The following is a 24,204-nucleotide window of genomic DNA, read 5'->3' on the forward strand; positions in this document are numbered from 1 at the left end:
CATCCTCCGCGCGGCCGGGAACGGGCGGCCTTATCGGAGAGGTCAGAAACGCTTCGCCGATGTTGTCGGCATCAACAGCCCGCTCCGGCGGCCGCTCGGACAGGATGCTTCGATGCAGACTGCAATCGTGGGTGGGACAGTGATCCCGGTCGAGGGTCCGCCCGTTGCCGGCGGCACCGTGCTGATCCGGGACGGCCGGATCGTCGCGGTCGGCGCGGACGTCGCCGTACCGTCAGATGCCGTTGTCGTCGAGGCCCATGGCCGGTGGGTCGTGCCGGGTTTGATCGACGCGCACACGCACATGGGGACGCTCGAGGAGGGCGAGGGGTGGGCGGGTGACGACCACGACGAGGCGACCGTGCCGGTCACCGCACAGCTGCGGGCGCTCGACGCGATCAACCACGCGGACGAAGGATTCCGGGACGCCATCGGCGGCGGAGTCCTCGCCGTCGGGGTGAATCCGGGCTCGTGCAACCCGATCGCCGGTGAGACCGTCGCGGTGCGCTGCGCCGGCCGCTCCGTCGACGAGATGGTGCTGAGATCACCGGCCGGCATGAAGTCAGCGCTGGGTGAGAACCCCAAGCGCTACCACGGCGACGCGGGCCGGCTGCCGTCGACGCGGATGGGCATCGCGGCCGTGATCAGGCAGGCTCTGGCCGAGGCCCGCGAGTACGACGCCCGCCGAGCGACCGGTGATGGACCGGTCGTCGATCTGGGCAAGGAGGCGCTGGCCCGGGTGCTGCGGCGGGAGATCCCGTGGCGGCAGCACTGCCATCGGGCGGACGACATCCTCACGGCCGTGCGGCTGTCCGAGGAGTTCGGCTACGACCTGGTCGTGGATCACGGCACGGAGGCGCATCTGGTCGCGGACGTGCTGGCCGAGCGCGGGATCCCGGTGCTGCTCGGTCCGTTGATCGTCGGCCGCGGCAAGGTCGAACTCCGCAACCGCGCCTTCCGCAACGCCCGCCTGCTGGCCGAGGCCGGCATCGAAGTGTCCCTCGTGACCGACCACCCGGTGATCCCCGCGAACCTCCTGCACGTCCAGGCGGCGTACGCCGTCCGCGAAGGCCTCGACCGTGAAGTCGCACTACGCTCGATCACCCTCAATCCGGCACGCGTGCTCGGCGTAGCCGACCGCATCGGCTCACTGGTCGCCGGCAAGGACGCCGACCTCTGCATCTGGTCCGGCGATCCCCTGGACCCGATGCAACGAGTCGAGGTCGCCTTCATCCGCGGCCAGGAGATCTTCCGCTGGGACAACGAGCGACAGGTCGGCCTCCTGAACGGCCGGGAGTGGTGGGCTTAGGTCTCGGCAACTGCGCGTGCGCACGGCGCCCTCGCCGACCGCGCCGGAAATCGCGTGTGCATCTACGCGTGGCCAGACGGCTCTACCCTGTAAGGCATGATGCCGGATCGGACGGATCTGCTGGTCGTCGGCGCGGGCCCTTATGCCTACTCTGCGGCCGCCTTCGCCCGTGACAACGGCATCGAGACCCGCATCGTCGGCCGTCCGATGGGTTTCTGGCGCCGGCACATGCCAGTTGAGATGTTCCTGCGCTCAGGTCCGGACTGGCATCTCGACGGAAGCGGCGAGCATACGTTCGAGGCATTCTTCGAGGACCGCGGACTGCGACCCGCAGACTTCGACCCGATCCCGATCTCGGTCTTCCTCGACTACACGGAGTGGTTCCGCGAGCGCAAGCGGCTCGACGTCGACGAGCGCCTTGTGACCGGCCTGACCACGTCGAACGCAGGCTTCGTGGCAACGATGGACGACGGTGCGACGATCACCGCGGACAAGGTGCTCGCCGCCCCCGGCATCCGCTACTTCCTCAACCTGCCGGAGTGGTACGCCGACCTCCCCGCGCCTCGCCGCTCACATACCTGTGAACTGGTCTCGTTCGATTCGTTCGCCGGTGCCCGGGTGGTGATCATCGGCGGCAGGCAGAGCGCCTACGAATGGGCGGCCTTGCTGTGTGACCACGACGCCGAGCATGTGGACGTGGTGCATCGCCACAGCACGCCGAGGTTCGCCAAGGTGAGCTGGAGATTCGTCGACCAGTACGTCGACCAGACGCTGGCGCACCGGGGATGGTGGCGAGGACTCTCCGTCGAGCAGCAGCGAGCAATCGCCGCCGAGTTCTGGCAGGTCGGGCGCCTCACCCTCGAACCCTGGCTTGTGCCGCGGATCCCCGACACCGTGGTGACGAGTCATCCTGGGTGTGCGGTGGTCGACACGGCAGTCGGCGAACACGACGTGACGCTGACGCTCTCCGATGGCGAGGCGCTGACAGCCGATCATGTGGTCTTCGCTTCCGGCTACCGGGCTGACCTTGCTCGCGTGCCCTACCTGGGCGGTGTCATGGATCGGGTCTCGCTGACCGAGGGGTTCCCCGACCTGACCGAGGGCCTCGAGACTTCCCTGACCGGGCTGTACATGACAGGGTTCGCGTCGACCCGCGACTTCGGCCCCTTCTACGGATTCACCAAGGGATGCCCGTCGGCCGCCCGCATCGCCATCACCGACATGATGCGCTGACCGATCCCGCTTCGCGGGTCAAGGCCCACTGGAGTTCGGTGGGGACTTCGGCGAGCCAGCAGGTGAGGTCGTGGCCGCCGTTGTACTCGCGGTAGAGCACACCGGCGGCGTACGACTTCAGCGCGGCGGCGAGGCGCTGGGTCTGCGGGATCATCCAGTCGCCTTCTTGCAGGCCGACGTTCAGGCAGAAGCGCACCGGCGATGGGCCGTCGACCTGGCGGAGCAGCCATTCCGGCTCCTCCTCCGGCGGAGCCCACCAGAACGAGCCGGACTGCGCGATCACCTGACCGAAGACGTCCGGACGGCGCAGACCCGCGAACACGGAGGCGAGGCCGCCGTAGCTCTTGCCGGCGACGACCGTACGGCGAGGATCCGTCGTCGCGCCCGTCAGTTCCCTTGCCCACGGCACCAATTCGTCGGCCAGGAACTCCGCGAACCCTTCGTGACAGGGCAGTTCCCGGGCCCGGGTCGCGAAGTCGATGCTGTCCGGCAGTACGGCGACCAGCGGCGGCAGCAGGCCGTCCGCGACCAGGTTGTCCAGCGTCGGGAAGATCGGCAGCGCCTCGGTCCAGTCGCGCCCGTCCAGCACCACGAGCAGCGCGGGCTCCACGGCAGCATCCGGCGCCGACCGCCACAGCCACACCCTCCGCTCATTGCCCAAGGCAACACTCGCCAGCCGCGTCTCGGTCACCGCGCCCCGTGGGACGGCGGTACGTGGCGTCGCCCAGTGCCGGGGCGTCGCCTGGTCCAGCGCAAAGGTGGAGAACCGTTGCTCAGGGCTCACCGGATCGTCCGGTATGCCGGGCAGGGTGAACGGTGCGCGGTTGAACGGGTCCGGGACGAACGTCGAGCCGCGTTCGACGGCGGCCGTCGTACCGGCCGTCTCCAACGGCTTGAGGGAGTCATTCGGGGACAGGACGTATCTGCCCCGGAGGTCGGCTCGTGCGACGTAGGTGCGGAACCACACGTCGGTGCCGGGCAGTCGCTCGAGCTGGTTGTCCGGGATCTCCCACCACAGGGCCGGGCCGCCGATGACCACGATCCTGTCGATCGGCTTCTCCTCCTTCCAGAGGAAGGTGACCAGCCGATGCTCTTCGTCGTACGGCTCGACGAGAGGGGTGCCGACCAGGGCGATCTCGGCCCAGAAGCGGGCCAGCACGCCGTCGACGGGACCAGCCGCCAGCTCCTGCCGGAGCAGCTCGATCCGGGGGCTCATCGCTGCAGGTACTCCGCGGTGGCGATCAGAGCGGCGTACTGCGTGGCGACCAGCGAGCCGATCGGTATCGGCTGAGCGCAGCCGGCCGCGACGTCCTCGGCGACCCAATCGTCGTACTGGGCTGCAAGGCGGGCCCGCGCCGAGCGGATCGCCGGGGTCGCGTTGCCGATGCCGACCTCGGCGTCGAGGGCGCGCAACAGCATGCCCGCATAGCGCAGGCGGAACATGTGCACGGAGTCCCGCAGCGACGCGAGCTCGGCGACGGTGGCTGCACGTTGCGATGCCGGCTCCGCGGCCCGCTTCTCCATACTGTCCGGCGACGTCGCCATGACCCGGGCGAAGTAGCGGCTGGCCCGCACGAACGCCGACCCACCAGTGAGCTCGTCACCGGTCGCCGCCAGGATCTCCTCCATCCACCCGACCAGGTCCCGGAACCCGGCCGCCTGTTCCCGCAGGGCATCGGCGTACGACGTCGTCGACGGCGACGCGTCACTCACGCGGGCGTCGTCCCAGTAGGGCAGCTCGCTGAGCAGCGTCAACGTGCCGTACGGGCGGGTGTAGGAGTGACTGCTGTTCCCCCCGAGCTTCTCCGGCACCGGGTCTCCATGCTCCACGTAGTAGTCATAGATCGTCTCGATATCCGGCATCTGGAAGATCCCATCGGCGTACTGCGAGATCGACGGCGACTCGGGCTCACCGCGATCCAGGCTCAGCCCGAGCCGGGCCGGGATCTCCTGCAGTACGCCGTGCAGCTCCGGCTCCGGCCTGGACAGGTAGTAGTAGACGCCGCCGAGCTCGGTGTTGTGCAGGGAGCACATCAACGACGGCCGGAGCTGGTCGATCAGCCGCATCAGTGCGGCGGTCTCGGGCAGCACCTCGTCGAAGTAGCCCGTCTTGTAGTCGAGCGGGAACGTCCACTCGATCTGCTCGTCGCCGGCCGGGCGGTAGAAGTTCCGCGCGTAGTGCTCGCGGGTGAACGGTCCCTTCAGCCAGCCCTCGTTCAGCCGAAGCCCGTCCGGGTCGATGCAGGCGATGATGTGCCAGCGATGCCCGAGTCGCTGCCGCAGGCCCGCGTCCTCGCACAGCCTCCGGGCCAGGTGCAGAGCGCTCAAGCCACCGATCGGCTCGTTCGGGTGCGGCAGGCCGAAGACCAGGGCCTCGGCGCCGGTCGTACCGATGGTCAGGCACAACAACGGATCGCCGAGCCGCGAGGTCCCGACCCGGCGGAGCGAGGCGACGCCGGGATGGCTTTCGGCCAGTTCCCGGAGGCCTTCGACCAACTCGTCGGCGGTGCTGAACACCTCGATTTCGGGGACCGATTCCAGTTCGGCGTCCAACCAGGCGGGCAGCACTCTGTCGACTCCTCATTCGTCCGGACGGGCTCTCATCGTCGGTGGCGCCGAGGCGGCGGGGCCTCGGTCTGAGCCACTAGATCATCCAACCGCTTTGTCGGATTCGACAAAGACCCTGGCCGGCAGCGCCCTATCCTCAGTACATGCATGGTCTGGCGAACCCTCCCTCGGCGACCTTTGTCGTTCCCGTCGAACCGCCGGCCGGCGCCACCGATCGGACGCTGGGCGGGATCCTCGACAATCTCGGCCGGCACGCGCTGCACCTGGTCACCGACGGCGGGCGGCTGAACGAGCAACTCGGCGAGGTCGTCGTCCACGGCCCGGGTGAGCCGGTTCCCCCGGCGGACTCCGGCGTACTGCTCCTCACCGGCAGCCGGGCGACACACCCGCAGACCGTCGACACCATCCGCCTCGCCGGTACGGCGGGCTACCGAGCGGTGGTCGTGAAGGCGTTCGGCGACGACCTGGTCGGGCTGACTCATGTGGCCGAGGAGACCGGGATCGCGCTGCTGACCACGCCGGACGAGATGGCCTGGCGGCATCTGGACGCGTTGATCACGTCGAGCAAGGCGCCGGCGTTCTCCGACGACACCGACCGGTTCACGTCGATCGGCATCGGCGACCTGTTCGCGCTGGCCAACGCGATCGCCTCGTCGATCGGCGGCGCGATCACGATCGAGGACCCGACCGGCCGGGTGATCGCGTACTCGAACCTGCCGCACCAGGAGATCGACGAGATCCGCCGGCTCGGCATCCTCGGCCGGCAGACACCGGACCGGCCGACCAACTACGAGGAGTACCAGGCGGTCCTGCGCTCCGACAGCCCGGTGTTCTTCGAGAGTCCGTCACCGGCGTTCGCGAACCGGCTGGCCATCGCGGTCCGGGCCGGCACCGAGGCGCTCGGCCTGATCTGGGTGCTGACCGACCGCCCGCCGATCGTCGCCCGCGCCGAACTCGTCCTCGCCGACGCCGCCAAGGTGACCGCGCTTCACCTGTTGCGCGCCCGCGGTCAGCGCGATCCGGAGCGAGCGCAACGCACCGAGGCGCTTCGGCTGCTGCTGGACGGAGCGATCGCGCCCCGGAGCGCCGCCGCCCAGCTCGGCGTCCGGGCCGACACGTCGAGCGTCGTCCTGGTCATCGCTCCCACCGGCGACGGTGTCGAGCCCATCCTCGCGGCCGCCCGGATCGTCGACCTCGTGACGCTGTACTGCGAGGCCTGGCACTCGAGCGCGTTGTGCGTGACCGACTCGGGTGTCGTCTACGCATTCCTCCCGACGCGGACGACGGATGAGCCGTCACCCCGGTTACTGAAGTTGGTGGAGGACCTGGCCGCGACCATCCAGCGGTCCGGGCGACTCGACGTACTGGTCGGGATCGGTTCGTGCGCGACCGGGCTGGCCGAGGTCGCGGAGTCGCGGGCGATGGCGGACCGGGTGCTGGCCGTGCTCACCGGCCGGGCCGCGCGGGGCGAGCCGTCGCCACGGGTGGCGAGTGTCGAGCAGGTCCGCACCGAGGTCGTACTGCGGACGGTCGCCGAGCAAGGTGCCGCGGTCGAGGGCCAGCTCCTCGGGCCGGTCCGCGCGATCCTGGAGCACGACGCCACCCACGGCACGGTGTACGCCGAGAGCCTGCTGACCTACCTGGCTTCGTTCGGCGACGTGGTACGCGCGGCGGAGAAGCTCAACATCCACGAGAACACCATGCGCTACCGGATCCGCCGGGTCGAAGCCCTCTTCGACCTGTCCCTCGAGAATGGCGACCAGGTCCTGGCCATCTGGCTGCAGCTCCGTTTGCTCCGGCTGCTGGGCTGATCTGTCGAGGACCACAACGGCCCACCACATTTCGTTGATCGACGACGAAGTCCGGGCCGACCGGGCTGCCTAGCGTTCTCGGCATGCAGCCCACCACCTTCCAACGGGTCCGGCTCGGCAGTGGCGGACCGGTCACCGACGTACGCGTCGTCGATGGCCGGGTCGCCGAGATCGGCGATCTTCGTCCCTCATCCGGTGACGAGGTCGTCCACCACGCCGGCGCGACCCTCCTGCCCGGCCTGGTCGACGGCCACGTCCACAGCGTCCAATGGGCCGAACGCCGGCGCCGGATCGACGTCCAGGCAGCGCACTCCGCAGTCGAGACGGTCGAACTGATCGCGACCGCCCTGCGCGACCGGCCGGGCCCTGCCGACGGCGAGGTGGTGATGGCGCACGGCTTCCGGGACGGGCTGTGGAGAACGCCGCCGCACAAGGACCTGCTGGAGTCCGCGCTGCCGGGCGTCCAGCTCGCGGTGATCAGCCAGGACCTGCACTCGATCTGGCTCAGCCCCGCGCTGCTGTCCCGGCTCGGCCGCGACCACGACACCGGGGTCCTGCGCGAACGGGACTGCATCGAGGTCAACTACGAACTCTCCCGCGACGTCCCGCCCGAACTCGTCGACAGATGGGTGCTCGAGGCAACCGAGGCCGCGGCCGCGCGCGGGATCACGTCGATCGTCGACTTCGAGTACGCCGACAACCGGGCCGACTGGTTGCGTCGTTCCGAACAAGGCGTCGTACCGCTGCGGGTGAAGGCGTCGGTGTGGAAACCCTGGCTGGACGGGGCGATCGACCTGGGGTTGCGGACCGGCGACGTACTGGACGGGCTGATCGAGGTCGGGCCGTTCAAGCTGGTCGCGGACGGCTCGCTCAACACCCGGACCGCCTACTGCCACGATGCCTACCCTGAGGCGGCGGCCGGCGAGAAGCACGGCTTGCTGCTGATCGACGAGGAGGAACTGGTCAGCCTGATGACCGTTGCCTCCCGCAACGGACTGTCCCCCGCCGTGCATGCGATCGGCGACCATGCCAACACCATCGCACTGAATGCCTTCGAACGCGTCGGGTGCACCGGCCGGATCGAACACGCCCAGCTGGTCCGGCCGGAGGACGCGGCCAGGTTCGCCAGGCCCGGCCTGATCACCTCTGTCCAGCCCCAGCATGCGATGAGCGACCGCGACGTCGCCGACCGGCACTGGCCCGACCGGGCCGCGTTCCCCTACGGCTCACTGCTCCGGGCCGGCGCCACCCTCGAGTTCGGCTCCGACGCGCCTGTCTCCGAACCGGACCCCTGGCATGCCATCGCCGACGCCGTCCACCGCACCGACGACGACCGTCCGCCGTGGCACGTCGAACAGGCGATTCCCCTCGGCGCGGCCCTCCAAGCCGCAACCGGTCGCAGCTCGGTGAGCGTGGGTGACCCAGCCGACCTCGTCCTGCTTCCCGACGACCCGGCGCACCTGTCCAACCACGACCTCCGCACCCTCCCAGTCCTGGCGACCCTCGTCGCGGGTCGTTTCACCCACCGCTCCGGCTAGCTGTTATGACCCGCGAGGTTGTTGACGCGGGTTGAGCCGGGTGATGGGTGGTTTGCCTGCGAGGGCGGAGTGGCCGCGTCGATTGTTGTAGTGGTCGAGGAAGTTGTCGAGGGCTTGGTTGCGGTCGGTGTTGCTGGTCCAGGGTTGGGCGTAGGCCCATTCGGTGAGCAGGGTGCGGTTGAAGCGTTCTGCTTTGCCGTTGGTCCAGGGGCAGCGGGGTCGGGTGTAGCGGCGTTTGAGGTGCCAGGTGGTGCAGGTGGCGGCCCAGCCGTGGCCGCGTCGGTAGACCATGGCGTTGTCGGTGAGAACGCGTTCGACGGTGATGCCGTGGGTGGTGAACCAGGTCAGGGCGCGGTGCAGGAACACGGCGCAGGTTGGGTCGCGTTCGTCGGGCAGTACTTCGGAGTAGGCCAGGCGGGTGTGGTCGTCGATGGCGGTGTGGACGTAGTCGTAGCCGATCAGGGTCTTCTTGTGCTTGTGGGCGACGGTGGCCTCGGCGCCGCGCAGGCGCCAGCCCCCTCCGGCCGGGACCCGGGCGAGTTTCTTCACGTCGACGTGGATCATCGCGCCGGGGCGGTCGTATTCGTAGCGGATCTGGGAGTGGCGTGGTGAACGGACTGGCTGGCCGGTGATCGGGTCGAGTGTGGCCAGGTGCGGAACCTGGTGGCGGGACAGGACCCGGCCCACGGTGGATGGGTTCAGGCCAAGCTCGGCGGCCAGCACGACCGCGCCGCGGCGGCGGTGCCGGCGCGCGGCCAGTACCGACTGCTCGGTCCGGGCCGGCAGCCGGTTCGGTGAGCGTCGCGGCCGCGACGACCGGTCGACCAGGCCCGCGTCTCCGGCCTGTCGGTAGCGGCGCAGCCACTTGTGCACCGTGGCCCGCGAAATGCCCAGCTGCTCGGCCACCTGCGCCGGCGGCCACCCGGCCGCGACCCGCTCAACGATCAGCCTGCGACCAAACAAGTTTGTCCGGGCATTAGCGTGGGCCATGAGGACCTCCGTGGTCGAAGTCGATGCGTCAGACACATCCACTCCGCCCGGAGGTCCTCCCACGATCAAGCCACCACGCCGTCAACAACCTGCTGGGTCACAACAGCTAGCCCCCGCACCTCCCGCCCCGCCTTTCAGGGGTCAACCCCGCAGGCGGTGGGTTGCGGAGGCTAATTTCGGTTCCGCAACCCACACGCCAAGGCGTTGACCCCTCAAACGGCGGGGCGGGAGGTTAGCGCCAGATGACGGCTTCGATCTCTCGGCGGCGCTCGGAGAACAAGCCGTTGTCGGCGGCCTTGGTCAGCAGGTCGCGAAGGTCAGCCTCGAAGGCGGCGAGGTGCGGGCCGAGCAGGTGTGGCGTTGAACTGGACAGCGAGAACACGGACGCGACGATGTCGTCAACACTGCGGTCCTCGATCTCGTTGCCGCCGACGACGATCCGGGTCGGGCCGCGGTAGCCGGCGGCGCGCATCACTTCCTCCTCGCCGGGCCGGGTGCCGGTCGGCAGCAGGCTCTGCCCGGCGCGGCGGACCGGGCCGAGGTAGCGGACGACGAGCTTGTCGATGTCGTCCCAGGGTGGACGTGGATGCGGGAGCTCGTCGATACCCTCCACGCCGCGATGGGTGGTGGCGCCGACATGCACCCAGGCACCGTCCGGGGTCAGCATGCCGCGAACCCGGTCCGCGACGAGCGCCTGATCCATCCAGTGGAAGGACTGCGCGAACGTGACCACCCGGAAGGTCCCGAGATCGGCCGGCAACTCCTCGGCTCGCAACTGCCGCCACCGCACGTTGGTCGACTCCGACCGACTCGCGGCCACTTCGAGCATCCCGCCGTCCGCGTCCACCCCAACCGCTTCCGCGAACAATGGCGCGAGCAATAGCGTCAGCGACCCCGGACCACAGCCCACGTCCAGCAGCCGCCCGCTCCCGTCGAGCCCGAGCTCGTCCCGGACGGCGTCCGACAACCCAGCCGGGTAGGCCATCCGCCCGACCGCGTAATGCTCGGCGCTCCCGGCGTACAGGCTCGGATCCCATTGCCAGTTCCACTCGGTCGAGTCCATCCCGCGATGCTATCGACGGCTCCTGGCCTGCCGTCGACCGAATTTCCGGCGCACACTCGAGGGTGGGGGAAGGAGTGTGTCATGTGGCAGCCGGACGGATGGGATGTGCGGGCGCGGATCGGCGTACTGACGCCGCACGGTGACGTCGGCCCAGAGTCGGAACTCCAGGCGATGGCTCCGGAGGGTGTTCGGGTGCATGCGTCCCGTGTGCCGTTCGGCGGGATCCGAACGGGCGGCCAGATGGACCCGACGATCCCCTTGGCGCCGGTGCAGGCGTTCGTCGAACCGCCGGACATCGACGAAGCCACGGCCCTGCTGGCCGCCGCGCCACTGGGTGCCATCGGCATCGGATTCACCAGTTCGGCGTACGTGGTCGGCGCCGACGGTGAACGCAAGGTCGTCGAGCGGCTGATGGAACACAGCGCCGGCATCCCGGTGGTGTCCACGTGCGCCGCGGCGGTGGCCGGACTGCGGACTCTGAAGGTACAGCGGATCGCGCTCTTCAACCCGCCTTGGTTCGACGCGGAGCTGGACCGGCTCGGTGCCGGGTACTTCACCTCGCTGGACCTGGACGTCGTCGTGCACGGACCCTGCGAGCTGCCGAGCAATCAGCGGAGCATCAGCCCGGCCGACCTGTTCGCGTGGATCGTTGCCCACACACCCGACAGCGCCGAAGCGGTCTTCATCGGCGGTAACGGCTTCCGCACGGTCGGCGTGATCTCCACCTTGGAGGCGGACCTGCAGCGCCCGGTCCTGACCGCCAACTCCGTCCTGCTCTGGGCGCTCCTCCATGCCGCCCGCACGTCCGCCCGCCCGACGAACTACGGCAGGTTGTTCGCGCTCTGAGACAGCAGGCCGAGCTTGCCGGGCAGTGCGGTCAGGAGCTCGGTCAGGGCCTGCTCGGGATCGGCCATCCAGCGCGCGGCCGGCCTGTGTCCGAGTGACACCAGGACGTGTTCGAAGAGGAGCTGGAGCTGGTTGCGGACGACGCTGGCGAAGAGGTCGGAGCCGATCCAGGTCAGTTCACCGCCGGCCTCGACGTACGCCGTCAGGATCCTTCGCATCGGCTCGAGTTCGCCGGCGCCGAAGATGTACGCGACGCGTCCGGCCTCGAGGGCGGCGCTGTCGACGCGGACGGTGTCCCAGTCGATCAGCACCGGGCCGCGCGGGGTGATGAGCAGGTTGTGCGTCTTGAAGTCGCCGTGCGTTGTCACGCAGTCCGGCGCATCGTGACACAGCTCCTCGATCCCTGCTGTCGCCTCGATGATCTGCGGCAGACATCCCTGCGCGAGGCCGGACCACGACTTGCCGCGCCGACGTGCCTCGGCGAACCACTCCTCCCAGTCCGTCCGCGGGCGGAGCGCCGTACGCCACCAGTCAGGCAGCCCGGTCGCCCTGACCGGCTGCAGCCGATGGACGTGCGCCATCGTCCGCCCCAGCCACTCGGCGATGTCGTCATCCGGCTCCAGGCCGCGGCTCTCGATCCAGCGATTCACGCGGACCAACCGGTCGTCGATGCGCGTCGCCCACCCAAGCACCGGCTCCAGCGGAGCGATCGGCTCCGCCATGTCCATCCCGGCCGCGAGAGCCCGCGCCTCGAAGGCCATTGCCAGCCGCAACTGGTCGGTCAACCCGCCGGCCACGAACTGTCCACCGGTCTCGGTCCAGTACCCCTTGACGAAGTACGATCCGCCGTCCGTCTCCAACCGCCACGTGTCGGTGTCGCCTCGCCGTACCAGGACCAACTCCCCGGTCGGCTCCCCCAGCCCGAAGGCGCCTGCGACCTCGGCAGCCGTCGGTACGTGCATGGACCGATGCTGACACATGTGTCCGGTCACAGGACCGATTCTGGGTGTCTGCTGAGAATCCCGTGTGTGGTCAGGAGATTGCGAGGGGTCAGAAACGCCGACAGGGGTTCGATCTCGGCACTTCAGCACGTAGGCTGCTGCACCGGGGACCGTTGGCGCTGCAGGGGGGAACTGCATGATGCTGGACGCTTGTCTGCCCATGGGCAGGTGCATGCGATGATTCCGTTGCGACGGATTATGGTTTGGATCTCCGGAGCCTCGGCCGGACTCGGCGCCGCACTGGCGGCGACACTCCCGTTCGACGCGGAACTCATCGACATCTCTCGCCGCGGTGGTACGCCGGGAGCCCACCACGTCGCAGTGGATCTGGCCGACCCGGACTCGTGGCCGGTGGTCGCGCAGGACTTCAGGCAGCGATTGGACCGGTACTCCCCGGACATGGCGGTCTTCATCCACAACGCCGGCACGCTCACGCCGCTGGGGTCGGCCGACCGCGTCGACACCGCGCAGTACACGCGCAACGTGCTCCTGAACTCGGCCGCGGCCCAGGTGCTCGGCCACGCGTTCCTCAGCGCGGTCTCCGGCCGCGACTGCGAACAGCACCTGATCATGATCTCGTCCGGTGCCGCCAGACGACCGCATGAAGGCGAGTCGAGCTACTGCGCCGGCAAGGCCGCGATCGATCAGTGGGTCCGCACGGCCGGCCTCGAACAACGCCGGCGAGATCCCGGCTGCCGGGTGATCTCGATATCACCGGGCGCGGTCGACACCGACATGCAGGCCGAACTGCGCGCGTGCTCCGACGACGAGGTGCCAGAATCCAAGCGCTTCCGCGAGATGGACACCCAAGGCCTGCTGTCCAAGGCGGAGGACATCGCCCGGACGATCTGGTCGACACTCGACCGCGACCTCGACAACGGCAGCGTCCTACACATCCGCGATCTGACCTGAGCGCGCCAACCGGTGGATCTGCGCACGAGTCGCCGGATACAGCTCCGCGTAGGTCTGGAAGAGCTCCGCGTACGTCGAAGCCGTCGACGGATCGGGACGGACGACGTGATCGGGTCGCGTCCAGTCGGTGGCCGGCGGCACCAGGCCGACCCCGATCGCCGCCAGCAGGGCATCGCCGTAGGACGCTCCGATCGTCTGCGCGGGTACCTGCTGGTCCAGCCCGCACACGTCACTCACGATCTGCGTCCACAGCCCGCCTTGCGTACCGCCGCCGACCGCAACGATCCGCTCCGGCCGCCCGGCCGCTTCCTCGAGGGCGCCGATGATCTGCCGCACCCCACAAGCGATTCCTTCGTACGCCGCTCGCAGCAGGTGACCACGCCTGTGCCGCAGGGTAAGTCCGGCGATCACACCACGGGCCAGCGGATCGTAGATCGGCGTACGCTCACCGCTGAAGTACGGCAGCATCACCAGCCCCTCACTGCCGGCCGGAACGGCGGCCGCCTCCGCGACCAGCGTCTCGAACGGCACTCCACCGGTCAGATCCTGCAACCACGTGGTGATCGTCCCGGACGTCGCCATCCCGGCCGCCAAGGTGTGGGACGAGGGCTCGACGCCTGACGTCGTCCAGAGTCCACTCACACTGGTCGGTGCCGTCAGCACCTGGACGAAGAACATCGTCGAGCCGTACATCAGCATCAGGTCGCCAGGACGCCGCACCCCCACACTGAAAGCTTCCGCCCAGGCGTCGACCGTGCCCGCAACCACCGGAGTCCCCTCAGCCAGTCCGGTCTCCGCAGCCGCGATACCTCGCACCACGCCGACCTGCTCGGACGGCCACACCAACCGTGGCAGTGCCAGACCTGGCAGCACCGCTTCAACCCAGTCCCTGGCCCAGTCCTGCGCTCGGATGTCGTAGAAGGGATCGCACTGGCTCGCGGTGTGGTGATCGAGCACCCACTCACCGGTCAGCCGGGCCACGACGTACGTATGTGCGCTGAACCATCGATCCTGCGGTTGCCAGTCCTCCCCTGCCTCCCGCCGCAACCACGCCAGTTTCGGACCGATCGCCTGGCTGGACAGGTCTTTGCCACAGCGTTCGAGGATCGCGTCCGCGCCGAGCTGCTCGGTGATCTCCTCGATCTCGCGGGTCGCGCGGGTGTCAACGCCGTACAGGATCGCCGGCCGCCGCGACCGCAGCTCGGCATCGGTCTGTACGACGCATGGTCCGAGGCCCGAGACACAGACGGCGGCGATCGCCGCGTCCGGATGCGTGGACGTCAGCTCGGCGAGAACGTCCACGACATCACCCCACCAGTCGCGGTCCGCGTCCATCTCGGCCCAGCCCGGCTGCGGCAGGCTCGGCGCGTGGTCGCGCCGGGCGACCGCCCGCACCGTGCCGTCGAGCGTGGTCAGAACAGCCTTGGTACTGCCCGTGCCGATGTCGACCCCGATCACGAAGCTCATCCGGCAACCCTAGAGTCCGGCCGCCCGGTCACGGTTTGGACATCTGCCGGGCGAGGTCTTGTCACGGGTTATTCCAATGGTTAGCTTAACCGCCACTCTAATCAGACGGGCTGGGCGGAAGAGGTGTGCAATGGGAACAGCGTTCTCGCGGCGGGGGTTTCTCGGGATGGGACTGGCGGCCGGCGTCATCACGCTGACGGCCTGCGGATCGGACAGTGACAAGGGCTCTTCAGCGGGGAACGCCACCGCCGCCGACCTGGTGATGACGGTGTGGGGCGGGGAGAGCGACAAGACGGCGTACCAGAAGCGGATCGACCTGCTGGTGAAGAAGTTCCCCGAGCTGAAGGTGACGCTGCAGCTGATCCCGAACGACGGGTACGCCCAGAAGGTCCAGACGATGATTGCCGGCGGCAAAGGACCGGACATCATGCAGGTCGCGGAGAGCGTCAACGTCTACTCGAGCAAGAACCAGATCCAGCCGCTCGACGACCTGGCGAGCAAGGCCGGGATGGACCTGGACAAGCGGTTCGGCGCGATCGGCAAGCTCTACTCCTACCAGGACAAGGTCTACGCGATCCCGGACCGGTCCGGCGCCATGATCGTCTTCTACAACAAGGCGCTGTTCGCGGCCAAGGGCATCAAGGCGCCGAGCGCGGACTGGACCTGGGACGACGCGCTGTCGGCGTTCAAGGAACTGTCCGTCCCCGGCAAGCAGTGGGGCTACGCCGGCGGTGGCTGGTGGGCGCAGTGGTGGAGTTTCGTGTACCAGAACGGCGGCCGGATCATCGACGACAGCGGCAAGCCCGCGGTCGCCACCGACGAGGTGATCGACGCGCTGCAGTGGACCGGTGACCTGATCTTCAAGCACGGTGTCGTACCGACCCAGAAGCAGTACGCCGACATGGGCGCGGACGTCGGCGGCGACCAGGCCTTCGCGAACGGCAAGGTCGCGGTCAACACCACCGGCTTCTGGGGCATCAGCGGCCTGACCAAGACCAAGATCGACTGGGACATCGCGCCGCTGTGGCGGGGCAAGGAGCAGGCGGTGACCGCGTTCGGCAGCGGCCTGGCCATCTCCCGGACCGCGAAGAACCCGCAGGCGGCGTTCAAGGCGATCGACTTCCTCACGTCGCCGGAGGCGCAGCAGCAGATCATCGCCACCGGCCAGGACGTTCCGGCCAGCCTGGAGGTGCAGAAGAGCGACGCGTTCCTCAAGCCGGCCTGGATGACCAAGCCGGTGAACATGAACGTGTTCGGCGCGTCCAGCGACTTCATCTACCGGGCCCCGTTCATCCCGGCCTGGAACGAGATGCAGAAGGCGTTCGACGACGGGCTGGCCGACTTCTGGCTGGGCAAGCAGGACGCCCGTGCCGCGCTGACCGCGATCCAGAAGCGGCTCGAGTCGATCGTCAAGCCCGGCTGATGTCGACGCTGCGCCGCCGGGAGGCGCTGTGGTTCTACCTGTTCGCGTCACCGTGGATCATCGGGTTCGTCGTGTTCCTGCTCGGGCCGATGCTCGCGTCGGTCTACATCTCGCTGACCGACTGGGACTCGTTCACGCCGCCGAAGTGGGTCGGGCTGCAGAACTACAACCGGCTGCTGACCGAGGACCCGGTGTTCTGGAAGGCGTTGTGGAACACGTTCTACTACGCCGCGATCTCGGTGCCGCTCGGGCTCGGGATCGGCTTGTGGCTGGCGAACCTGCTGAACAAGCAGGTTCGCGCCCGCAAGGTGTTCCGGACGCTGATCTACCTGCCGACGCTGGTGCCGCTGGTGGCGACCGCGATGATCTTCAAGATGGTCCTCGCGCCTTCCGGTCCGCTGAACGACGTCCTGGGCTGGGCCGGGATCCCCGGGCCGTCCTGGTTGCTGGAGTCGGTCTGGGTGAAACCGGCCCTCATCCTGCTGTCCGTGTGGGGTGCCGGCGGCGCGACCGTACTGTTGCTCGCGGCAATGAAAGGCATCCCGCGGGAGTTGTACGAGGCGGCCGAGGTGGACGGCGCCGGGCCGGTCCGGCAGTTCTGGAGCATCACCGTCCCGCAGTTGACGCCGATCATCTTCTTCAACCTGGTGATGGGACTGATCGGCGCGTTCCAGGTGTTCTCCCAGGTCTACATCCTGACCAAGGGCGGGCCGAACAACGCCAGCCAGATGATGGTGCCGCTGCTGTTCGACGAGGCGTTCTCGTTCTACCACCTGGGGTACGCGTCGGCGATCTCGTGGCTGTTGTTCGCGGTGATCCTGGTGTTCACCCTGCTCGCCTTCCGCACCGCCCGGCGCTGGGTGTTCTACGAGACCGAGGTGAAGTGATGGCCACCGCATTGTCGACCGCCGCCGCACCGGCCCGCGAACGAACCATGCGCCGGGATCGGGTCGCGGGCGTCTTCCGGGCGACGCCGTTCAGCTACGCGACGTTGATCATCGTGTCCGCGGTGTTGTGCGTGCCGCTGGTGTTCGTGGTGTCGATCGCGCTGTCCAGCGATCAGACCGTCAACGCGAACACCTTCACGATCCTTCCGCGCGAGTTCCACTGGGACAACTTCACCCGGGTGTTCGGCACCGACCTGCCGATGCAGCGGTTCCTGCTGAACTCGGTGATCATCTCGGCCGGCGCGGTGCTCGGCCAGGTGCTGTCCAGCGGACTCGTCGGGTACGCCTTCGCGCGGCTGCGGGCGCCGGGCAAGAACGCGTTGTTCATCATCGTGATCGCGACGATGATGATCCCGGCCCAGATCACGATGATCCCGCAGTTCATCCTGTTCAAAGACCTCGGCTGGGTGAACACCTACCTGCCGCTGATCGTGCCGAACTTCTTCTCCAACGCTTTCAACGTCTTCCTGGTCCGGCAGTTCGTGTCCCGGCTGCCGAGCGAGATCGACGAGGCGGCGATGGTGGACGGGCTGGGCTTCTTCGGCATCTACCGGCGGATCATGCTGCCGATGCTGGCACCGGTGCTGATCGCGATCGGCATCTTCACGCTGACCGCGACCTGGGGTGACTTCATGGGCCCCCTGATCTACCTGAACGACGAGGCCAAGATGCCGCTGGCCCTGGGCGTGCAGTACATCACCAGTACGTCGGCCGCACTGCAGGCGCCACCGTGGAACCTGGTGATGGTCGGCTCGATCCTGCTCACTGTGCCGATGATCCTGGTCTACTACCTGGGTCAGCGGTATCTGTACGAGATGGACATCAACGGCGGTAGTGCGGGGGTCAAGTGAGTTCGGTTGCGTTGAACGGCCAGGGCATCGTCATCGACGGCAGGCCGCAGGTCGTGCTGTGCGCGTCGCTGTTCTACTTCCGGCTGCCCCGGGAGCAGTGGCGCGCACGGCTCGAGCAGGTCCGCCGGTCCGGCTACACCTGCGTCGACGTGTATCTGCCGTGGAACTTCCACGAGCTCGCGCCCGGGCGGTGGTCGTTCGACGGCCGGCGGGATGTGGCCGCGTTCCTGGACCTCGCGGCCGAGACCGGGTTGCACGTCATCGCCCGGCCCGGGCCGTACATCTGCTCCGAGTGGGACGGCGGCGCGCTGCCGGCCTGGCTCGGGCTCGATCCCGCCGTGCGGGTCCGGCAGAACGAGCCGCGGTTCCTCGCGGCCGTGACGGCTTGGTTCGACCAGGTGCTGCCGCTGATCGCGGCTCGTCAGCACGGCGCGGGCGGCTCGGTGATCATGGTCCAGCTGGAGAACGAGCTGGACTTCTTCGACTGCGCGGACCAGCCCGGGTACCTCACCGCCCTGCGGGACCAGGCTGTTGCTCACGGCATCGACGTACCGCTGATCGCGTGTGCTGGTCAGGGTGACCTCTTCGGTGCCACCGGCGACGTCGAGGGCGTCGTACCGGCGTGCAACTTCTATCCGAACGACGATTCGCCGTTCATCGAGGAGGAGGTACGGCGGTATGCGGCACTGCTTGCGGACCGCGGGCTGCCGCTGCTGATCACCGAGACGAACCGGCGCCACCGGACCCTGCGGCGGTTGCTGGCCAGCGGTGCGTCGCTGATCGCGCCGTACTTGCAGTCTTCGGGATGGAACTTCGGCTACACCCCATCGAGCGGCAACTGGGGGAAGCCGGGCAACTTCATGAGCCACGGCTACGACTTCGGTGGTTACGTGTCGTCGACGGGTGCCGAGCGGCCGGAGTACGCCGAGGCTCAGCTCCTGGCACGGGTGTTGGATGCGTTGGGATCGCGGTTGGCGCTGGCGACACCGGGCGCACCCGTCGAGGTGACGGCCGACTTCTCGACCAGTTCCGCTCCCTCGGCCCTCGACCTCGACGGTGGCGGGCGGGTGGTCGCCGTACCGAATCTGAGCGACACCGACGGGCGTGCGGTCGTCAACGGTGTCTCGGTCGCCGTCGGTGCGGACTCGTGTCCGTTGATGCTGCTGGATCTGCCGGTTGGCGATCAGACGTTGCGGCTGGCGTCGGCGGACTTGGTGTCGTTGGACGACGGGCTGGTGTTCAGCTCGGCCGTGCCGGTGACCGTTGTCATCGGCAACACCTCGGTGGAGATCGCGGTCGGGTCGTCACTCGTGGTCGAGGGTGTCCAAGTCACCGTGGAACCGCGATCGGAGCTCGTGGCTGCTCAGACGCCGGCGGCGGCGTCCGTCGGTCAGGTGCGGCGACGGTCCGCCGTGCCCACGGAGAAGCCGGCCGGTACCCATGACCTGCCGCCCACGCTGGAATCGCTCGGTGTCTACCGCGGACGCGGCACCTACACGACGACCGCGGAACTGACCGACGAACTGCTGCTCGTGGGTGCGGCCGACATGGTGGATCTGTCGGTCGGCGGCCGAGTGCGAACGTTCGCCGGCTTCGGCGCGACCGAGCGCATCGACGTCCGTGGCCTCAGCGGCGAGATCCACGCCACCGTGGAGATCTGGGGCCACGCAAACTTCGACGACGCCCGGCTGCCTCCGCTCCGCCTCGGAGCACTGCGCGGTCTCGGCACGCTGTGGACTGTCATCGAGACCCGGGACATCTCCGCACTGTGGACAGTCGACGGTCACTGGGCGGGCGATCCGGCACCAGTGCGCAACCTCACCGGTTGGAGCAGCACCCGCGTCGGTACGCCGGTCACGTACACGCGCCGCCTCGACACGGACACGCCGACCGCTCTGCATCTGGACGGCGTTCGCGAGCCGGTCACTGTGACGGTGGACGACGGCGAGCCGATCGTCGTCCATGCCGAGGACCCGTGGGCACTGTTGCCCGCGGGCACCAAACAGCTCTCCGTGACGATCCCCCACAATCCGAGTGGCGGCGGTCTCCGCGCCGAGTTGCTCACCCTGAATCCGGTCCGCGACTGGACGTGCGCCGTACAGGACGACGACCTGCTGACTGCCTTCGCACAGGCCCGCGAAGTGGGTGCCGGGATCGAGCTTCCGCTGGCGCTGGCACCGGGTGAGGAGGCCTGGCTCGACGTCGAGCTTCCAACGTTGGAGAATGGTTTCGTTCTCCGGCCGGAGGGGACCCAGCTGCGCGTCACTGGCTGGGCGTCCGGAGAGTGCGTGGGGCGGGTGTGGGTCGGCGAGCGGCCCACGTTCTCCGGTGGTGATCCCGACGTACTGTGGATTCCGCCGGGATGGTCCGGGCTGACGCTGCTGGTGCGGGGCGTCGACGGGCCGGCCACTCCGGAGCTACGTACGCTACGGCTGGAGCCGACCTAGAAGGGGGACAGAGTGCCGCGGCAGACATCCCGTGACCTGCGCAACGAGAGCCGGTTCGAGGTGCTGCACGCACTGTTCACCCTCGGGCCGTCGACCCGGCAGGAGATCGCCAAGCACACCGGCCTGAGCACGGCGACCGTGGCCACCCTGGTGACCCAGTTCCTGGCCGAGGGCGTGCTGCGGATCGCGACCGTCGAGCAGAACACCGTCGGCCGCCCGTACGAGCGGCTCACCATCGACCCCGACCGCGGCCGCATCCTCGGCATCGACGTGGCCGAGACGTACGTCGACGCGACGGTGTACGACGTCACCCTCGGCCCGCTCGGCCAGAGCGAGGTCGCGCTCGACGAGCACCAGAACGGCCAGGCGTACGTCGTCGACGGCATCGTCCGCGCCATCGACGCGGCAGTCGCGGCCAGCGGCACCGACCGCAAGCGGATCATCGGCGCCGGCGTGAGCATGCCCGGCCAGGTCCAGCCGGACGCCGGCGTCTCGGTGTTCGCGCCGAACTGGGACTGGCACGACGTCAAGATCGAGGCCCTGCTCGAGGAACGCCTCGGCATACCCGTGTACGTCGACAACCCGCTGAAGGCGGTCGCGCTGTCGGAGATGTGGTTCGGCGTCGGCCGGGTGACCAAGAGCATGGCCGTGGTCAACCTCGGCACCGGTGTCGGCGCCGGCATCGCGATCGACGGGTCGCTGCTGCGCGGCGCGGCCAACAACGCGGGCGAGTGGGGACACACGCTGCTTCAGCTCGACGGCCGGCAGTGCCGCTGCGGCCGGCGGGGATGTGTCGAGGCGTATCTCGGTGTGCACGGCCTGGAGACGACGCTGGCGGAGATCGACCCGGATCACCCCGCGCTCCAGCAGCCGCAGCAGCGCGGGTTCGTCGAAGCGGTCGCGGTCGGTCTGGCCGGCGATGACCCGGCTCTGGTCGAGCTGGCCCGCCGTACGTCGCACTATCTCGCGGCGGGGCTCGGTGATCTGGTGAACCTGCTCAACATCCCCCACATCACCTTGACGGGCTGGACCACGGTCGCGCTGGGCGAGTGGCTGATCCCTGCCGTCACCGCCGAACTCCCCGACCACGTCCTGCCCGGCTCGCTACCCGGCCTGACGGTCGAGGCCTCGCGCGTCGCGGGCAACCCCGTCGCCCTCGGGATGGCCGCGTTCACGCTCGAGCAGTTCCTCGGCGCCCTGGGCCTCGCCAGCCCGGCGAGCGCCCCGACCACCCGCCGCCGGCTCCGGTCGCCGGCTTAGGCTGCCTTCTCGAATTGGGTGGAGTAAAGGTCGGCGTACAGGCCGCCCTTGGCGAGGAGTTCCTCGTGGGTGCCGCGTTCGCGGATGCGGCCCTCGTCCAGGACGAGGATGACGTCGGCGTTGCGGACGGTCGACAACCGGTGCGCGATCACGAGCGACGTACGGCCGACGAGGGCGTTGGCGAGTGCGGCCTGGACGGCGGCCTCGGACTCGGAGTCCAGGTGCGCGGTGGCCTCGTCGAGGATGACGATCGACGGCGACTTGAGCAGCAGCCGGGCGATCGCGAGCCGCTGACGCTCGCCACCGGACAACCGGTAGCCGCGATCGCCGACGACGGTGTCGAGACCATCCGGCAGGCTGCCGACCAGGGTCGCGATCTGCGCGGCCACGAGTGCTTCGTGCAGCTCGGCGTCGGTCGCTTCCGGGTTGGCGAGCAGCAGGTTGGAACGGATCGTGTCGTGGTACATGTGCGAGTCCTGCGTGACCACGCCGATCACCTCTCGCAATGAGCGCTGCGTGACCTCGCGGACATCGCGGCCGCCGACGAGTACGGCGCCACCGGTCACGTCGTACATCCGGGAGACCAGTGATGAGAGCGTGGTCTTGCCGGCGCCGGAGGGGCCGACGACGGCGACCAGTTGCCCGGGCTCGACGGTGAAGCTGACGTCTTTGAGGACGTCCTCGCCGGTCTCGGCCGAGAGGGTCGCGACCGACTCCAGCGAGGCGAGCGACACCTCCTCGGCGGACGGGTAGTGGAACGACACGTGGTCGAACTCGATCGACGGCTCGGCGTTGGCCGGCAGCTCCTTCGCATCCTTGCGGTCGGCAACCATCGGCGGGAGGTCGAGCACCTCGAGCACACGCTCGAAGCTGACCAGCGTCGTCATCACGTCGACCTGGATGTTGGACAGCGCGGTGAGCGGTCCGTAGAGCCGGTTGAGGTACGCCGTCAGCGCAACGACCGTGCCGATCCCGAGTGCACCGCCGACCGCGAACACGCCGCCGACGCCGTACACGAGGGCAACGGCCAGCGCGGCGACCAGGGTGAGCGAGACGCGGAAGACACTCGCGTACATCGCGGTGGTGACGCCGATGTCGCGGACCCGGGCCGCCTTGCCGGCGAAGTCCTTCGAGGAGTCCTGCGTGCGGCCGAAGACCTTGGCCAGGACGGCGCCGGCGACGTTGAAGCGCTCGGTCATCGTCTGTGCCATGGTCGCGTTCAACTTGTAGGTCTCGGCGGTCAGCTCGCGCAACTTCCCGGCCATCAGCCGGGCGGGGACGACGAACAGCGGCAGGACCACGAGCGCGAGCAGGGTGATCTGCCACGACATCACGAACATCGCGCCGAGCACGAGGGCGACGCTGAGCAGGTTGCTGACCACGTTCGACAGGGTCGAGGTGAAGGCCTGCTGGGCGCCGAGGACATCGCCGTTCAGGCGCTGGATGAGCGCGCCGGTCTGGGTGCGGCTGAAGAACGCGACCGGCATCTGCTGCACGTGGTCGAAGACGGCGGTGCGCAGGTCGTAGACGAGTCCTTCGCCGATCCGGGCGGAGAACCAGCGCTCGCCCAGCGTGACGGCGCTGTTTACGACCGCGAGCAGCGCGACGACGAGGGCCAGCCACACGACCACGTCGGCGTGGCCCGGGACGATGCCATCGTCGATGATCGCGCGGAACAGCAAGGGGGTGACGGCGCCGGTGCCAGCGTCGAGGGCAACGAGGACGAGGAAGAAGGCCAGGTAGCCGCGGTAGGGGCGGGCAAAGCCGAGAATGCGGCGCAAAGTGCCGGCGGAGAGTTTGTGGTGCCGAACGGAGGAGTCCTTCATCAGCGATCGCATCGCGCGACCACCGCCGCCTCCCCCACCCGGAAGTCCAGAGATCTGTGACATGCAGATCCTTTCGGTCGGGGACCAGATATACTGAGCTTACCTCACTATGAGCTAACCTCACAAGATCAGCTTTTCTTCCCACGTGTGCCGATCGACTACCGGGCCGGCGCCATCCGCGAGCCAACCCTGGTCACGGCGGCTCGCAGGCGGCTGGCGCCGTACCTGTCATGTGCAGCCCGAGCGGGGGATCTGCACTTAGGCTCTGGGGGTGGATGCTCTGGATGAGACCGCGGAACAGATTGCGGCGCTGCTGGACGGGATTGTCCGTCGGCAGCGGCGTGCGTCCAGGGAGAGGCTGGGTGAGCCGGTCACCCACGGGCAGTTCCGGGTGCTACGGACGCTGGACAACGCCGACCGGCCACTGCGACTGAGCGAACTGGCCGCGCAGCTCGGCATCGTCCCCCGCTCGGCCACCTCGGTCGTCGACGACCTCGAGGCCGCCGGCCTGGTCGCCCGTCACCCCGACCCCAACGACCGCCGCGCCACCCTCGTCACCCTCACCCCGGCCGGCGCCCAGATCCTCACCACCCTCCGCCACAACCGCCGCGAAGCCATGGCCACCCAACTCACCCGCCTCACCCCCACCGAACAGAAGACCCTCATCCGTCTCCTGCAACGCCTCGCAGAAGACTGACGGAGTGTGGCGCCGACG

Annotated in this window: 19 protein-coding genes; 12 read left to right on the top strand and 7 right to left on the bottom strand. The window is 68.7% G+C overall.

The genetic code is table 11. The features are described 5' to 3' along the window. Nucleotides 1-112: 112 nt before the first annotated feature. Nucleotides 113-1,306: an amidohydrolase gene (locus tag OG876_RS03225; protein ID WP_328523226.1), complete on the top strand. Its 1,194-nt coding sequence runs from the start codon at nt 113-115 to the stop codon at nt 1,304-1,306. Between the two features lie 96 nt (nt 1,307-1,402). After that, nucleotides 1,403-2,539 carry an FAD-dependent oxidoreductase gene (locus tag OG876_RS03230; protein ID WP_328523227.1) on the top strand — a complete coding sequence of 379 codons (1,137 nt, stop codon included), beginning with the start codon at nt 1,403-1,405 and terminating at the stop codon, nt 2,537-2,539. On the opposite strand, the gene fes is transcribed toward OG876_RS03230, so the two are convergent. Further along, complete coding sequence (gene fes / locus OG876_RS03235; protein ID WP_328523228.1) at nt 2,520-3,755, bottom strand: enterochelin esterase; 1,236 nt, start codon at nt 3,753-3,755, stop codon at nt 2,520-2,522. The genes OG876_RS03230 and fes overlap by 20 nt on opposite strands. Next, on the bottom strand, nt 3,752-5,107 hold the full coding sequence (locus OG876_RS03240) for a M14 family zinc carboxypeptidase (protein WP_328523229.1): 1,356 nt from the start codon (nt 5,105-5,107) through the stop codon (nt 3,752-3,754). The genes fes and OG876_RS03240 overlap by 4 nt, the downstream gene beginning before the upstream one ends. Before the next feature lie 143 nt (nt 5,108-5,250). Here OG876_RS03240 and OG876_RS03245 point away from each other — a divergent pair, with 143 nt between their 5' ends. Next, nucleotides 5,251-6,918, top strand: a complete 1,668-nt coding sequence (locus tag OG876_RS03245; RefSeq protein ID WP_328523230.1) for a PucR family transcriptional regulator — start codon at nt 5,251-5,253, stop codon at nt 6,916-6,918. Between the two features lie 83 nt (nt 6,919-7,001). Continuing rightward, nucleotides 7,002-8,456, top strand: a complete 1,455-nt coding sequence (locus OG876_RS03250) for an amidohydrolase (RefSeq protein WP_328523231.1) — start codon at nt 7,002-7,004, stop codon at nt 8,454-8,456. 3 nt (nt 8,457-8,459) lie between these two features. On the opposite strand, the gene OG876_RS03255 is transcribed toward OG876_RS03250, so the two are convergent. Next, on the bottom strand, nt 8,460-9,446 hold the full coding sequence (locus OG876_RS03255; RefSeq protein WP_328521197.1) for an IS481 family transposase: 987 nt from the start codon (nt 9,444-9,446) through the stop codon (nt 8,460-8,462). Nucleotides 9,447-9,678: 232 nt separating this feature from the next. After that, nucleotides 9,679-10,509, bottom strand: a complete 831-nt coding sequence (locus OG876_RS03260) for a class I SAM-dependent methyltransferase (protein WP_328523232.1) — start codon at nt 10,507-10,509, stop codon at nt 9,679-9,681. Nucleotides 10,510-10,590: 81 nt separating this feature from the next. Here OG876_RS03260 and OG876_RS03265 point away from each other — a divergent pair, with 81 nt between their 5' ends. Beyond that, the gene (locus OG876_RS03265) at nt 10,591-11,355 is read left to right on the top strand and encodes a maleate cis-trans isomerase family protein (RefSeq protein ID WP_328523233.1); all 765 of its coding nucleotides are present in this window, start codon (nt 10,591-10,593) and stop codon (nt 11,353-11,355) included. On the opposite strand, the gene OG876_RS03270 is transcribed toward OG876_RS03265, so the two are convergent. Beyond that, nucleotides 11,331-12,317: an aminoglycoside phosphotransferase family protein gene (locus OG876_RS03270; protein WP_328523234.1), complete on the bottom strand. Its 987-nt coding sequence runs from the start codon at nt 12,315-12,317 to the stop codon at nt 11,331-11,333. The genes OG876_RS03265 and OG876_RS03270 overlap by 25 nt on opposite strands. Before the next feature lie 216 nt (nt 12,318-12,533). Here OG876_RS03270 and OG876_RS03275 point away from each other — a divergent pair, with 216 nt between their 5' ends. Then, nucleotides 12,534-13,268: an SDR family NAD(P)-dependent oxidoreductase gene (locus OG876_RS03275; protein ID WP_328523235.1), complete on the top strand. Its 735-nt coding sequence runs from the start codon at nt 12,534-12,536 to the stop codon at nt 13,266-13,268. Here OG876_RS03275 and OG876_RS03280 read toward each other — a convergent pair. Then, on the bottom strand, nt 13,245-14,735 hold the full coding sequence (locus OG876_RS03280; RefSeq protein ID WP_328523236.1) for an FGGY-family carbohydrate kinase: 1,491 nt from the start codon (nt 14,733-14,735) through the stop codon (nt 13,245-13,247). The genes OG876_RS03275 and OG876_RS03280 overlap by 24 nt on opposite strands. Nucleotides 14,736-14,865: 130 nt before the next feature. Between OG876_RS03280 and OG876_RS03285 the strand changes: the two genes are divergently transcribed. Genes OG876_RS03285 through OG876_RS03305 form a run of 5 tightly spaced genes read left to right on the top strand, consistent with a single transcriptional unit; the run spans nt 14,866 to nt 21,663 of the window. After that, nucleotides 14,866-16,158: an ABC transporter substrate-binding protein gene (locus OG876_RS03285; protein WP_328523237.1), complete on the top strand. Its 1,293-nt coding sequence runs from the start codon at nt 14,866-14,868 to the stop codon at nt 16,156-16,158. After that, nucleotides 16,158-17,045 carry a carbohydrate ABC transporter permease gene (locus tag OG876_RS03290; RefSeq protein ID WP_328523238.1) on the top strand — a complete coding sequence of 296 codons (888 nt, stop codon included), beginning with the start codon at nt 16,158-16,160 and terminating at the stop codon, nt 17,043-17,045. The genes OG876_RS03285 and OG876_RS03290 overlap by 1 nt, the downstream gene beginning before the upstream one ends. Next, nucleotides 17,045-17,956 (top strand): carbohydrate ABC transporter permease, encoded by a 912-nt coding sequence (locus OG876_RS03295; RefSeq protein ID WP_328523239.1) that lies wholly within the window; start codon nt 17,045-17,047, stop codon nt 17,954-17,956. Before OG876_RS03290 ends, OG876_RS03295 begins: the two co-directional genes overlap by 1 nt. Continuing rightward, complete coding sequence (locus OG876_RS03300) at nt 17,953-20,403, top strand: beta-galactosidase (protein WP_328523240.1); 2,451 nt, start codon at nt 17,953-17,955, stop codon at nt 20,401-20,403. The genes OG876_RS03295 and OG876_RS03300 overlap by 4 nt, the downstream gene beginning before the upstream one ends. 12 nt (nt 20,404-20,415) lie before the next feature. Continuing rightward, nucleotides 20,416-21,663, top strand: a complete 1,248-nt coding sequence (locus tag OG876_RS03305) for an ROK family transcriptional regulator (protein WP_328523241.1) — start codon at nt 20,416-20,418, stop codon at nt 21,661-21,663. Here the strand turns inward: OG876_RS03305 and OG876_RS03310 are convergent. After that, a complete protein-coding gene (locus tag OG876_RS03310; RefSeq protein WP_328523242.1) occupies nt 21,660-23,552 on the bottom strand; it encodes an ABC transporter ATP-binding protein in 1,893 nt (630 codons plus the stop codon). The two genes, OG876_RS03305 and OG876_RS03310, sit on opposite strands and share 4 nt — an antisense overlap. Nucleotides 23,553-23,760: 208 nt before the next feature. On the opposite strand from OG876_RS03310, the gene OG876_RS03315 reads away from it, so the two are divergent. Then, nucleotides 23,761-24,186 (top strand): MarR family winged helix-turn-helix transcriptional regulator, encoded by a 426-nt coding sequence (locus OG876_RS03315; protein WP_328523243.1) that lies wholly within the window; start codon nt 23,761-23,763, stop codon nt 24,184-24,186. Nucleotides 24,187-24,204 lie beyond the last annotated feature (18 nt).

It is taken from the genome of Kribbella sp. NBC_00359 (genome assembly GCF_036097425.1).
GTDB lineage: Bacteria > Actinomycetota > Actinomycetes > Propionibacteriales > Kribbellaceae > Kribbella.